A 13,089-nucleotide genomic window follows, 5' to 3' on the forward strand; every position below is an offset into this window, starting at 1 on the left:
GGCGAGCTACATCACCGTCAACATCTCGTCGCCCAACACCAAAAATCTGCGCCAGCTGCAGGGCGAATCCGAACTCGACGCCCTCCTCGGCCAGCTCAAGGCTCGTCAGGCCCAGCTCGCCGACAAGCACGGCCGCTACGTGCCGATCACCCTCAAGATCGCCCCCGATCTCGACGACGCCCAGATCACCAACATCGCCGACGCCCTGCGCCGCCACCGCATCGACGCGGTGATCGCCACCAACACCACCCTGGCGCGCGACAAGGTCCAGGGCATCAAGTATGGCGACCAGCAGGGCGGCCTCTCCGGCGCACCGCTGTTCGAAGCTTCCACCGCGGTCGTCGCCGCACTGGCCAAGGCGCTGCAAAACGAGCTGCCGATCATCGCCGCCGGTGGCGTGCTCAACGGCCGTCAGGCCCGCGCCAAGCTCGAAGCCGGCGCCAAGCTGGTCCAGCTCTACAGCGGCCTCGTCTATCGCGGACCGGCGCTGGTCCGCGAATCCGTCGCCGAAACCCGCGACTTCGCCTGATGCGTCACGCGCCGGCCAAAACCCTACTTCTGGCAGGCTTGAGTCCCTGCCAGCCGGCGCGGGATAATCCCTCTTTCGTCCTGCCCTCTGGATCTTCGCGTCCCCGGCAACCATGACAAGCTACCTCTTCGTGATCCTCGGCGCCGTTCTCGTGAACAACGTCGTGCTGGTCCGCATCCTCGGTCTGTGCCCCTTCATGGGCGTCTCGAAGAAACTCGAGACCGCCGTCGGCATGGGCGCGGCCACCACCTTCGTGCTCACCCTCGGCTGCGGCACCAGCTATCTGGTCGACCACTACGTGCTGATTCCGGCCGGCGTCGAATACCTGCGCACCCTGGCCTTCATCGTCATCATCGCCGCCATCGTGCAGGTGACCGAACTGGTCATCCAGAAGAGCAGCCCCACGCTGCACCAGGTGCTGGGCATCTATCTGCCGCTCATCACCACCAACTGCGCGGTGCTGGGCGTTCCGCTCCTCAACGTCGCGCTGCACCACGACCTGCTCGAATCCCTGCTGTTCGGCTTTGGCAGCTCGGTCGGTTTCTCCCTCGCCCTCGTGCTGTTTGCCGGCATCCGCGAACGCCTCGATGGCGCCGACGTGCCCACGCCTTTCAAGGGCACCGCCATCGCCATGGTCACGGCCGGCCTGATGAGCCTTGCCTTCATGGGCTTCGCCGGCCTCGACAAGTACCACTGACATCATGCTCACCGCGCTTCTCGTCATGACCGGCATCGCCCTCGTCCTCGGGGCGCTGCTCGGCTTTGCATCGATCAAGTTCAAGGTTGAAGGCGACCCGCTGGTCGACAAGATCGACGCCATCCTCCCGCAAACCCAGTGCGGCCAGTGCGGCTTTCCCGGCTGCCGGCCCTACGCCACGGCCATCGCCGGCGGCGAAGCCGAGATCAACCAGTGCCCCCCGGGCGGCGAGGAAGGCATCCGCAAGCTGGCCGACCTCCTCGGCCGCGAGTTCAAGCCCCTCTCCGAAGAGCACGGCGTCGAAAAACCCAAGTCGGTGGCCGTCATCGACGAGCAGACCTGCATCGGCTGCACCCTGTGCATCCAGGCCTGCCCGGTCGATGCCATCGTCGGCGCCGCCAAGCAACTGCACACCATCATCGCCTCCGAATGCACCGGCTGCGAGCTGTGCCTCGCCCCCTGCCCGGTGGATTGCATCGTGATGGAACCCATCGCCGAAACCGTCGACACCTGGAAGTGGCGTTATCCGGTCTTCGAGATCAAGGCTGCCGCCTGACATGAACCATTCCGCACGCGCCTGCCCCGGCGAGGCCTGACATGCTGCGCAAACTCTTCAAGTTCCACGGCGGTGTGAAGCCGCAGACCAACAAGACCGAATCCACCACCGCGCCCATCGGGCAGGTGCCGCTGCCCGATCGTCTGGTCATCCCGCTCCACCAGGCGGTGGGCGGTCACCCGCGGCCCCTCGTGGCCCCCGGCGACAAGGTCTTCAAGGGCCAGCGCATCGGCGGCGCCGACGGCAACCTGTCGTCCGCGGTGCATGCCTCCACCTCCGGCATCGTCCGCGACGTGGCGCCCGCGCTGATGCCCCACACCTCCGGCCTCGAAGCCCTGTCGGTCATCATCGAACCCGACGGCGACGACGCCTGGGGGCAGCTCGACACCATCAACTTCCGCAGCACACCGCCCGACGAAGTTCGCGACTACCTGCGCGACGCCGGCGTCGTCGGCCTGGGCGGCGCGGTGTTCCCCAGCTACGCCAAGCTCAAGCCGGGCAAGGAAGGCCGCCTCAAGACGCTGGTCATCAACGGCGCCGAGTGCGAACCCTTCATCACCTGCGACGACCTGCTGATGCGCGAGCGCGCCCCCGAGATGCTCAAGGGCATCATCGCCATGCGCCACATGCTGCAGGCCGAGGAAGTGCTGATCGGCATCGAGGACAACAAGCCCGAAGCCGTCGCCGCCGTCCAGGCTGCCATCGCCGCCAGCGGCGAGACGGGCATCGAGGCCGTCGCCATCCCCACCCGCTATCCCGCGGGCGGCGCCAAGCAGCTCATCCGCGTGCTCACCGGCATCGAAGTCCCCCACGGCCGGCGCTCCACCGATTTCGGCGTGCAGTGCTTCAACGTGGGCACCGCGTTCAGCATCTACGAAGCCCTCGAATTCGGCCGGCCGCTGATCTCCCGCGTCGTCACCGTCGCCGGCAACGTGGCCAATCCGCGCAACTACGACGTGCTGATCGGCACACCGATGGATCACGTGGTCCGCCTCGCCGGCCCGCGCGCCGACACCGACCGCTACATCATGGGCGGCCCGATGATGGGCGTGCGCCTGCCGCGCTTCGACGTGCCCGTTGTCAAGGCCACCAACTGCATTCTGGTAGGCAGCCCGGCCCTGTTCCCGGCCCCCGCGCCCGAGATGCCATGCATCCGCTGCGGCGAGTGCGCCAAGGCCTGCCCGGCCGATCTGGCGCCCTTCGAGATGTACTGGTTCTCCCGCGCCAAGAACTTCGGCAAGGCGCAGGAATACCACCTCTTCGACTGCATCGAATGCGGCTGCTGCAGCTTCGTATGCCCGTCCCACATCCCGCTGGTGGATTACTTCCGCTTCTCCAAGAGCGAGATCTGGGCCCGCGAGCGCGAGAAGGAAGCCGCCGACGCCGCCCGCGACCGCTTCGAGTTCAAGAATTACCGTCAGGAACGCGAGAAGCAGGAAAAAGCCGAGAAGCTCGCCGCCAAGGCCGCCGCCACCCGCGAGAAGGTCGCTGCCGAAGGCGCGGCCCCGGCTGCCGACGCCCCTTCTGCACCTGCGGCTAAACCCAAGCCCTCCGTCGACCCGGCCAAGCTCGCACTGATCGAGGCCGCGATGGAGAAGGCCCGCCAGCAGAAGGCCCAGGCCGCCCCGAAGAACACCGAGGTCGCCGCCCCCGAGATCAAGGCCGAGATGGCCGCCATCGACGCCCGCCGCGAAGCCGCCGGGGCCGACAAGCCCGCCGACGCGCCGCCCGCCGCGGGCGCCTGAGCCCCTTTCGCGCACACTCCGATGATCAATTCCCCCTTCGTCCGCAAATCCGCCAGCGTCCAGCAGGTCATGCTGAAGGTGCTGCTAGCCCTTGTGCCGGGCATCGCCGCCTATGTCTGGTTCTTTGGCGCCGGCATCCTGGTTCAGCTCGCCATCGCCTCCGCCGCCGCCCTGGCCGGCGAAGCCGCCATGCTCGCCATTCGCGGCAAGCCCAAAGCGATCTTCCTCACCGATCTCTCGGCCATCGTCACCGCCTGGCTGATCGCCCTCACCTTCCCGCCCATCGTGCCCTGGTGGCTAACCGTCACCGGCACCCTGCTGGCGGTGGTGGTGGTCAAGCAGCTCTACGGCGGCCTCGGCCAGAACCCCTTCAACCCGGCCATGGCGGCCTTCTGCCTGATGATCGTCGCCTACCCGGCGCTGATGTCCCAGTGGCCCGCCGCCGGCCAGCTTGATTTCGGCACCCAGCTCAAGCTGATCTTCGGTGGCCTGCGCGATGTGGACGCCATCACCGGCGCCACGCCCCTCGACGCCCTGCGCACCGCCCTGCGCGGCGCCACCAACCCCGACTCCCCCTTCCACGGCCTGCGCGCCAGCCAGCTCCAGGATGGCCCGGCCTTCGGCATGATGGGTGGCAAGGGTGGCGAATGGGTGGCCTTTGGCTACCTCGTCGGCGGCCTGTGGTTGATCCAGCAGCGCATCATCACCTGGCACATCCCGGCGGCCTTCTGCGGTGCGCTGTTCGTCGTGGCCGGCCTGATGTGGGGCCTCCATCCCGACGGCTTCGCCTCGCCCCTGTTCCACCTGGCCTCCGGCGGCGCGATGATCGGCGCCTTCTTCATCCTCACCGACCCGGTCTCCGGCGCCACCACCGCCCGCGGCAAACTGCTCTTCGCGGCCGGCGCGGCGGTGCTCACCTTCGTGATCCGTGCCTTCGGCGCCTACCCCGATGGCATCGCCTTCGCCACCCTGCTGATGAACATCCTCGTGCCGATCATCGACATGAAGACCCAGGCGCCGGTGTTCGGCCACAAGAAAGACTGACATGAGCGAGACCACCGCCCTCCGGCTGTCCGCCCGCACCGGCACCATCATGGTGGCCTTCACCGTGGTGTTCACCGCCCTGATGGCCTTCACCTACGGCGCTACCAAAGTCCAGATCGACGCCGCCGCGGCCGACGAGAAGATGAAGCTCATCTCCGAAGTCCTGCCCGCCAGCAGCTTCGACAACGTGCTGCTCGACGACTTCGTCGCCCTCGGCCCCACGCCCGCGCTGGGCCTCGACGAAGGCGGCCGCATCTACCGCGCCCGCAAGGCCGGCGCGCCCGCCGGGCTGCTCCTCGAAACCGTCGCGCCCGACGGCTACAGCGGCCGCATCGACCTGATCGTCGCCGTGCGCGCCGATGGCAGCGTCTCAGGCGTCCGCGCCGTCACCCACCGTGAAACCCCGGGCCTCGGCGACTACATCGACCCCAAGAAGGACAAGAACAAGGCCTCCCCCTGGATCGCCCAGTTCGCCGACATCAAGGTTGCCGACCTGCCCAACTGCAAGGTGAAGAAGGACGGCGGCCAGATCGCCTACCACACCGGCGCCACCATCAGCGCCCGCGCGGTGACCAACGCGGTGGCCCGCGCCGCCCGCTTTGCCGCCGACAACCAGGATCGGCTCTTTGCGGCGCAAAACGGCGCCAAATTTGCCGGCACCCCCTGACGGAGCACCGCCATGGACATTCAAGCCTATAAAGACATCGCCTGGAACGGCATCTGGAAGCAGAACACCGGCGTCGTCCAGATCCTCGGCCTGTGCCCGATCCTCGCCATCAGCACCAACATCGTCAATGCGGTCAGCCTGGGCCTTGCCACCATTCTCGTGATGGCCATGTCCAATCTGGTCATCGCCGCGCTGCGCAACTTCATCCCCTACGAGATCCGCATCCCGGTGTTCATCCTGATCATCGCCGCGCTCGTCACGGTGGTCGATCTGGCCTTCAACGCCTACCTCCACGAGCTGTACCTGGTGCTCGGCATCTTCATCCCGCTGATCGTCACCAACTGCATCGTGCTGGCCCGGGTCGAAGCCTTCGCCGCCAAGAACGAACCCGGCGGCTCGACGGTGGACGGCATCGCGATGGGCATCGGCCTCACCCTCGTGCTGGCCGTGCTGGGCGCCATGCGTGAGGTGGTCGGCAGCGGCACCCTGCTGTCGGGCATCGACATGATCTTCCCCGGCATGCAGCCCATCGTCCTGTTCGGCGACGACTACCCGGGCTTCCTGGTCGCCATCCTGCCGCCGGGCGCCTTCATCGCGCTGGGCTGCCTGATCGCCGGCCGCAACTGGATCGAAGCCCGCAAGCTGGCCCGCGCCCACGCCGCCGCCCTCGCGGCCAAGGCAGCCGAGGCCTGATCACGTCATGGCCGACATGCGCCTCGCGGCGGTCGCCGAAGCCTTCCGCCGGCTGCGGGACGCCAACCCCAACCCGACCACCGAACTCGAATACGCCTCGCCCTTCCAGCTGCTGGTGGCCGTGGTGCTGTCGGCCCAGGCCACCGACAAGGGCGTGAACATCGCCACCCGCAAGCTCTTTGCGGCGGCCCCCACGCCCGAGGCGATGGCGGATCTGGGCGAGAACGGCATCGCCGAATACATCAAGACCATCGGCCTGTTCCGCAACAAGGCCAAGAACACCGCGCAGCTCTCGCGCCTGCTGCTCGAACGTCACGGCGGCGAAGTGCCCAACGACCGCGAAGCCCTCGAAGCCCTGCCCGGCGTCGGCCGCAAGACCGCCAACGTGGTGCTCAACACCATCTTCGGCGAGCCGACGATGGCCGTGGACACCCACATCTTCCGTCTCGCCAACCGCACCGGCCTCGCCCCCGGCAAGGACGTGCTGGAAGTCGAAAAGCGCCTGCTGCGTCGCATCCCCAAGGAATACCTGCGCGACGCCCACCACTGGCTCATCCTCCACGGCCGCTACGTATGCGTCGCCCGCAAGCCCAAGTGCGACGAATGCATCATCCGCGACCTGTGCCTCTATAAAGGGAAGTAGGGAATGGGAAATGGGAAGTGGGACGCAGCCACTTCCCCATCTCCCGGCTCCCACACTCCCCATTACCCAATACCCACTCCCCAAAAACCATGTTCGATCCCTCCCGTGACCAGGCCCGCCAGTTCTTCGTCGATTCCTGGCGCAAGCACCAGAACCGCGAAGTCCTGACCCAGCTCGAGATCATCGCCGCCGACCTCGTCGCCCATCACCCCGAATACCACGCCCTGATCAGCGATCCCGATGGCGTGCAGAAGGATTTCAGCCCCGACGACGGCCAGATCAACCCCTTCCTGCACCTGTCGCTGCATCTGGCGATCGAGGAACAGCTCTCCATCAACCAGCCGCCGGGCATCCGTGAGGCCTTCGAGCACGCCCAGGCCCGCCACGGCGACCGCCACGCGGCGCTCCACGACGTGCTCGAATGCCTTGGCGAAACCATCTGGCGCGCCCAGCGCGACAAGGCGCCCCTAGACGGCAAGGCCTACGTCGAATGCGTGTGGAAGCGCGCCGGCAGCTGAGCCCCGCAGCCCTCGCCTACCGCCCCCGGCCCCGCCGGGGGTTTTCATTTGGGCCGGCCCGTTGGCGCGCCCAATCCCATTTCAGTGATTAGCTTCTTCCTTTTAATTGGTTCGGCCAGCGCTGCCACGTCCCTAGACTTGGCACATCCCGTTGCCAATCCAAAGGAATTCACCATGTCTCGTCACTTCAAGCGCAGCCTCGTCGCCGGCCTCCTCGCCCTCGGCCTCGCCGCCCCCGCCTTTGCCCAGCAGACCCTGCTCAACGTCTCCTACGACCCGACCCGCGAGCTCTACCAGGACTTCAACGCGGCCTTCGCCAAATACTGGAAGAACAAGACCAACGAGACGGTCACCGTCAAGCAATCCCACGGCGGCTCGGGCAAGCAGGCCCGCTCGGTGATCGACGGCCTCGAAGCCGACGTGGTCACCCTGGCCCTCGCCTACGACGTGGACGCCCTCGCCGAAAAGGCCAAGCTGATCCCCGCCGACTGGCAGAAGCGCCTCCCCCACAACGCCTCGCCCTACACCTCGACCATCGTCTTCCTGGTACGCAAGGGCAACCCCAAGCAGATCCGCGACTGGAACGACCTCGCCAAGCCCGGCGTCGCGGTCGTCACCCCCAACCCCAAGACCTCCGGCGGTGCCCGCTGGAACTACCTCGCCGCCTGGGGCTACGCCCTCAAGCAGCCCGGCGGCACCGACGCCAGCGCGAAGGACTTCGTGAAGAAGATCTACGCCAACGTCAAGGTGCTCGACTCCGGCGCCCGGGGCTCCACCACCACCTTTGTGGAGCGCGGCATCGGCGACGTGCTGATCGCCTGGGAGAACGAAGCCTACCTGGCCATCAAGGAACTCGGCCCGGACAAGTTCGACCTCATCACCCCGTCCATCTCCATCCTCGCCGAACCGCCGGTGAGCATCGTGGACAAGGTGGTGGACAAGCGCGGCACCCGCAAGCTCGCCACCGCCTATCTCGAATACCTGTACTCGCCCGAAGGCCAGACCCTCGCCGGCGACAACTACTACCGCCCCCGCGACCCGAAGATCGCCGCGAAGTACGCAAAGCAGTTTGCCCCGGTCAAGCTCTTCACCATCGACGACACCTTTGGCGGCTGGACGAAGGCCCAGCAGCTTCACTTCGCCGACGGCGGCATCTTCGACCAGATCACCACCGTCCGCTGAGGCCACACGCCATGTCCCACACCACCCTCATCGTGCCCGGCTTTCAGGGGAGCGGGCCGGCGCACTGGCAGAGCTGGATCGAAACCCAGTTGCCCGGCGCCCGACGCGTCGCCGACATCGACTGGGAGCGGCCGATCCTCGCCCGCTGGGCCAACGCCGTGCGGGATGCCATCGACCGCTCGCCCGGGCCGGTGTGGGTGGTGGCCCACAGCTTCGGCTGTCTCGCCTCGGTGGTTGCGGCGGCCGACCGCCCCGACCGGGTTGCCGGCCTCATGCTCGTCGCCCCGGCCGATCCGGACCGCTTCACCCCCACCGGCCTGCGGGACGCAACCGACCACCACGACCGGGACAGCCTCGCCCAGTGGATTCCCCGCCACGCCCTGCCGGCCCCCAGCCTGGTGGTGGCCAGCACCAACGACCCGTGGGTGCGGCTGTCGTCCGCCGCCTACTGGGCCGACTGCTGGGGCAGCCAGCTCGTGGATATCGGGCCAGCCGGCCACATCAATGTGGATTCCGGCCACGGCCCGTGGCCCCAGGGCCTGGCCCTGCTCCAGCGCCTTCAGGCCGCCTGCGAAGACCTGCCGCTCGGCAGCATCGACAACAGCTCGATCAGCCGCCGGGGCCGCCACAGCGCACTCGCCAGACTCCGCCACCGCACCCGCCAGATCGCCGGCATCTGACCGCCGCAAACCGCCCGCGCCCGGGTCCGCAAGGACACCGGGCCGCTCGCCGTGGACGCACGTCGCCCGGTCGTCAGACATGCAAAGCTCTGCACGAATCATCTGCATAGCTCTGCAGATTTAATTGGTTCAGGTGCCAGACCCCGGCGAATAAAGTGGCTGCGTTCCCAGCCCTTTTTGCACCGCACCATGTCCGCTACCCCAGCATCCACGCCCGCCATCGCGCTCAAGGGCGTCTCCCGCCGCTTCACCGACCCCGGTGGCGGCGAGGTCGGCGTTCGCACCACCGATCTGGTGGTTCCCCAGGGCGAGATTCACGGAATCATCGGCTTCTCGGGCGCCGGCAAGTCGACCCTCCTGCGCCTGGTCAACCTGCTCGAGCGCCCCGACGCCGGCGAGGTGATCGTCCACGGCCAGAACCTGACCCGGCTTTCGGCCGCCGGCCTGCGCCAGGCCCGCCACCGCATCGGGATGATCTTCCAGCACTTCAACCTGCTGCATAACCAGACCGTCGCCGAGAACGTCGCGCTGCCCATGCGCATTGCCGGCGCCAGCCCGGCCCACATCAAGAAGCGCGTCGCCACCTGCCTGGATTTCGTCGGTCTGGCGGCAAAGGCCGATGTATACCCCGGCCGGCTCTCCGGTGGTCAGAAGCAGCGCGTCGCCATTGCCCGCGCCCTGGCGCCCGAGCCCCACGTGCTCCTCGCCGACGAACCCACCTCGGCCCTCGACCCGCGCACCACGCTGGATCTGCTCGACGTACTGGCCGACGCCAACCGCCAATTCGGCGTGACGATCCTCCTCGTCAGCCACGAGATGGAAGTGGTCCGCCGTCTGTGCCACCGGGTGTCGGTGATGGAGGGTGGCCGCATCGTCGAGCAGCTCGACATCGCCAACGGCGCGATGCCCGAAGGCTCGCGGCTTGCCAGCTGGCTAGCCGATTTCGGCGCCATCGGCCCGGCCGCCAGCCCGTCCCCGACGCAGGCCGAAGCGGCTGCGCCCGCCCCGCACCACTTCGCCCTGGAGGCCGCCCATGCTTGAAAACCTCCTCGATACGCTGGTCGAACTACAGCCCGAGATCCTCAAGGCCACCGGCGAAACCCTGCTGATGCTCGCCATCTGCCTGTCGGTCGCGCTCGTGCTGGGCGGCGCGCTGGGCATTCTGGTGTTCCTCACCAGCCGTGGCCAGTCGCTGGAACGCTTCCGCGGCTTCAACCTGGTCACCAACGGCGTGATCAACGTGGTGCGCAGCTTCCCGTTCATCATCCTGCTGGTGGCGATCTCGCCTTTCACCCGGGTGATCGCCGGCACCTCGATCGGGCCGCTGGCGGCCAGCGTGCCGCTGTCGATCGCCGCCACCTTCTATTTCGCCCGCCTCATCGAGCAGACCCTGCGCGACGTGCCCCGCGGCGTGATCGAGGCCGCCGAAGCGATGGGCGCCTCGCCGCTGCAGATCGTCCGCCACGTGCTGCTGGTCGAGGCCCGCTCGGGCCTGGTGCTGGCCATCACCGTGCTGGCCGTCAGCTTCCTGTCCTACTCGGCCGTGGCCGGCGTGGTGGGCGGCGGCGGCATCGGCGACCTGGCGATCCGCTACGGCTACTACCGGTTCCAGACCGACGTGATGGTCATCACCATCGTCTTGCTCATCGCCCTCGTCCAGAGCGTCCAGTTTGCCGGCCAGTGGCTCGCCCGCCGGGTGGACAAGCGCTGACACCCCAAAACAACAACACCTCTAACCCAAACGTTCCGGAGAACATCACCATGCACAGCACCCGCCGCCACTTCGCCCTGCGCCTCGCCCAGCTCGCTGCCACCGTCGGCCTCGTCGCCGGGCTCGGTCTTGGCACCGCCCACGCCCAGGAGAAGAAGACCCTCGTCATCGGCGCCACCGCCGGCTCCAACTTCGACCAGCTCAAGCTGGGCATCAAGCCGGTGCTCGAAAAGAAGGGCTACACCGTCAAGCTCGTCGAGTTCAACGACTACGTGCAGCCCAACCTGGCCCTCGCCCAGGGCTCGCTGGACGCCAACCTGTTCCAGCACATCATCTATCTGAAGAAGTTCTCGGCCGACAAGGGCCTGAACCTCACCGACATCACCAAGGCGCCCATCGCCCCGCTGGGCCTGTATTCCAAGAAGCGCAAGAGCCTTGCCGACGTCAAGGACGGCGACCGCATCACGCTGCCCAACGACCCGAGCAACCTGGCCCGCGCGCTGGTCTTCCTGGAACAGCTCAAGCTCATCAAGGTGAAGGCCGGCGTCGATCCGCTCAAGGCCACCGAGAAGGACGTGGCCGAGAACCCGCGCAAGCTGGTGCTCACCCCCATCGAAGCCGCCCAGCTGCCGCGCACCCTCGACGACGCCGAGTTCGCCCTCATCAACGGCAACTTCGCGATCTCGTCCGGCCTCAAGCTCACCGAAGCCGTGGCCCTCGAGAAGACCCCGGACCACTACCTCAACGTGGTCGCCGTAAAGACCGAGGACAAGGACAAGCCCTGGGCCAAGGACATCGCCGGCGCCTTCCATACCCCGGAATACCGCGCCGCGCTCGACAAGCACTTCGCCGGCTACGCCCGCCCGGCCTTCCTCCAGTAATCGAGCTTGCCTGTAGGTCGGTGTAGGTCGGACTTCAGTCCGACATTTCCGTCAGCCGGCCGGATTGCGATGTCGGACTGAAGTCCGACCTACACCGACCTACACCGACCTACACCGACCTACACCGACCTACAACGACCTACAACGACCTACACCGGCCAACAGTCCGCCCCCCAAGGATTCACGTCATGCTGAGCCCCCACCGTCCCTTCTGGGACGCCGCCCTCGAAACCCAGTCCCGAGCCGACTGGGACGCCCTGAAGCTGCAGTTGCTGCAGAAGCACCTGCTCCACGCCTACCACCACTCGCCCTTCTACCGGGCGAGTTTCGACGCTGCCGGTGTGCATCCCGAGATCGTCCGCAGCCTCGACGACATCCGCCTGTTCCCCTTCATCAACAAATCCACCCTGCGCGAACGCCAGCTCGCCGTGCCGCCCTTCGGCGATCTGGTGGCCGTGCCCGAGCGGGACATCGTCTACATCTCTGCCTCCAGCGGGTCGACCGGCGTGCCCACCGCCTCGCCCTTCACGGCCCAGGATTTCGACGACTGGATCGACTACGAGGCGCGCCAGTTCTGGTCTTCGGGCCTGCGCCCGGAAGACCGCTACGCCCACTCGCTCAACTTCTCGCTGTTCGTCGGCGGCCCCTGCGTGCTGGGCGCCCAGAAGCTCGGCGCCCTGTCGATCCACGCCGGCACCGTGCCGTCCGAGCGCCTGCTCGCCATCCTGCGCCAGTTCCAGGTCACCGCCATCTGGACGACGCCGTCCTACGCCTGGTATCTGGGCGAAACCGCCATCAAGGAAGGCATCGACCTGCGCAAGGATCTGTCGGTACGGCGCATCTTCGTGGCCGGTGAGCCCGGCGGCTCGATCCCCGAAACCCGCCAGCGCATCGAAGACTTGTGGGGCGCCTCGGTGTATGACTACTACGGCCTGTCGGACATCTTCGGCTCCTGCGCCGGAATGTGCGAGGAGAAGGACGGCCTGCACTGGGCCGAAGATCACATCCTCGTCGAGGTGCTCGACCCTGACACCAACGAGCCCGTGCCCGAAGGCGGCCGCGGCGAGTTGGTGCTCACCACCCTCAAGAAGACCGCCCGCCCGATGATCCGCTTCCGCACCGGCGACATCGTGTCCTTCACGTCCGACCCCTGCGCCTGCGGCCGCACCTCCATCCGCCTCCAGGGCATCCACGGCCGGCTCGACGACATGCTCATCATCAAGGGCGTCAACGTCTTCCCCAGCGACGTGGAAGCCATCGCCCGGCGCGACCACGAGCTCACCGGCGAATACCGGCTGATCGTCGAGCGCGAAAACCATCTTGATCGCCTCACCGTCGAGATCGAGCGCACCGCCGCCGCCACCGCCACCGATGCCGAACTCGCCGGCCGTTTCGCCCACCACCTGAAGGCCGTCACCGGCGTCAGCGCCGCGGTGACCATCCTGCCGCCCGACACCCTGCCCCGGGCCACCCACAAGGCCAAGCGCGTGGAAGACCGCCGCACCGGCGTGTGGGGCTGAAGCCCACACCGCCACCCATACCT

The 13,089-nt window shown here is 67.4% G+C and carries 15 protein-coding genes; all 15 read left to right on the forward strand.

The window, feature by feature from the left end; genetic code table 11:
• The coding region (locus tag Q0672_RS08380; protein WP_298621569.1) for a nitronate monooxygenase at positions 1 to 529 on the forward strand (529 nt) is incomplete at its 5' end.
• A 112-nt stretch (positions 530 to 641) separates the two neighbouring features.
• A complete protein-coding gene (gene rsxA, locus Q0672_RS08385; protein WP_298621570.1) occupies positions 642 to 1,226 on the forward strand; it encodes an electron transport complex subunit RsxA in 585 nt (194 codons plus the stop codon).
• Between the two features lie 4 nt (positions 1,227 to 1,230).
• Positions 1,231 to 1,782 carry an electron transport complex subunit RsxB gene (gene rsxB, locus Q0672_RS08390; RefSeq protein WP_153161782.1) on the forward strand — a complete coding sequence of 184 codons (552 nt, stop codon included), beginning with the start codon at positions 1,231 to 1,233 and terminating at the stop codon, positions 1,780 to 1,782.
• A gap of 41 nt (positions 1,783 to 1,823) precedes the next feature.
• Positions 1,824 to 3,527 (forward strand): electron transport complex subunit RsxC, encoded by a 1,704-nt coding sequence (rsxC, locus tag Q0672_RS08395; RefSeq protein WP_298621571.1) that lies wholly within the window; start codon positions 1,824 to 1,826, stop codon positions 3,525 to 3,527.
• 21 nt (positions 3,528 to 3,548) lie between these two features.
• A complete protein-coding gene (locus tag Q0672_RS08400) occupies positions 3,549 to 4,571 on the forward strand; it encodes an RnfABCDGE type electron transport complex subunit D (RefSeq protein ID WP_298621572.1) in 1,023 nt (340 codons plus the stop codon).
• Between the two features lies 1 nt (position 4,572).
• A complete protein-coding gene (locus Q0672_RS08405) occupies positions 4,573 to 5,238 on the forward strand; it encodes an RnfABCDGE type electron transport complex subunit G (protein ID WP_298621573.1) in 666 nt (221 codons plus the stop codon).
• A gap of 12 nt (positions 5,239 to 5,250) precedes the next feature.
• Positions 5,251 to 5,931 carry an electron transport complex subunit E gene (locus Q0672_RS08410; RefSeq protein WP_153161786.1) on the forward strand — a complete coding sequence of 227 codons (681 nt, stop codon included), beginning with the start codon at positions 5,251 to 5,253 and terminating at the stop codon, positions 5,929 to 5,931.
• Between the two features lie 16 nt (positions 5,932 to 5,947).
• Positions 5,948 to 6,574, forward strand: coding sequence for an endonuclease III (gene nth, locus Q0672_RS08415; protein WP_298621599.1), 627 nt, complete (start codon positions 5,948 to 5,950; stop codon positions 6,572 to 6,574).
• A gap of 89 nt (positions 6,575 to 6,663) precedes the next feature.
• Positions 6,664 to 7,092 carry a DUF1841 family protein gene (locus tag Q0672_RS08420; RefSeq protein WP_153161787.1) on the forward strand — a complete coding sequence of 143 codons (429 nt, stop codon included), beginning with the start codon at positions 6,664 to 6,666 and terminating at the stop codon, positions 7,090 to 7,092.
• A gap of 174 nt (positions 7,093 to 7,266) precedes the next feature.
• On the forward strand, positions 7,267 to 8,274 hold the full coding sequence (locus tag Q0672_RS08425; RefSeq protein ID WP_298621574.1) for a sulfate ABC transporter substrate-binding protein: 1,008 nt from the start codon (positions 7,267 to 7,269) through the stop codon (positions 8,272 to 8,274).
• A gap of 11 nt (positions 8,275 to 8,285) precedes the next feature.
• On the forward strand, positions 8,286 to 8,954 hold the full coding sequence (locus Q0672_RS08430; RefSeq protein WP_298621575.1) for an alpha/beta hydrolase: 669 nt from the start codon (positions 8,286 to 8,288) through the stop codon (positions 8,952 to 8,954).
• A 189-nt stretch (positions 8,955 to 9,143) separates the two neighbouring features.
• The gene (locus tag Q0672_RS08435) at positions 9,144 to 9,995 is read left to right on the forward strand and encodes a methionine ABC transporter ATP-binding protein (protein ID WP_298621576.1); all 852 of its coding nucleotides are present in this window, start codon (positions 9,144 to 9,146) and stop codon (positions 9,993 to 9,995) included.
• A gap of 16 nt (positions 9,996 to 10,011) precedes the next feature.
• Entirely contained in the window at positions 10,012 to 10,665 is a 654-nt protein-coding gene (locus Q0672_RS08440) for a methionine ABC transporter permease (RefSeq protein WP_367179952.1), read from the forward strand.
• Between the two features lie 50 nt (positions 10,666 to 10,715).
• A complete protein-coding gene (locus Q0672_RS08445; RefSeq protein ID WP_298621578.1) occupies positions 10,716 to 11,546 on the forward strand; it encodes a MetQ/NlpA family ABC transporter substrate-binding protein in 831 nt (276 codons plus the stop codon).
• Positions 11,547 to 11,734: 188 nt separating this feature from the next.
• Positions 11,735 to 13,066, forward strand: a complete 1,332-nt coding sequence (locus Q0672_RS08450) for a phenylacetate--CoA ligase family protein (RefSeq protein ID WP_298621579.1) — start codon at positions 11,735 to 11,737, stop codon at positions 13,064 to 13,066.
• Positions 13,067 to 13,089: the final 23 nt, after the last annotated feature.

It is taken from the genome of uncultured Zoogloea sp. (assembly GCF_937894855.1).
GTDB classification, from domain to species: Bacteria; Pseudomonadota; Gammaproteobacteria; order Burkholderiales; family Rhodocyclaceae; genus Zoogloea; species Zoogloea oryzae.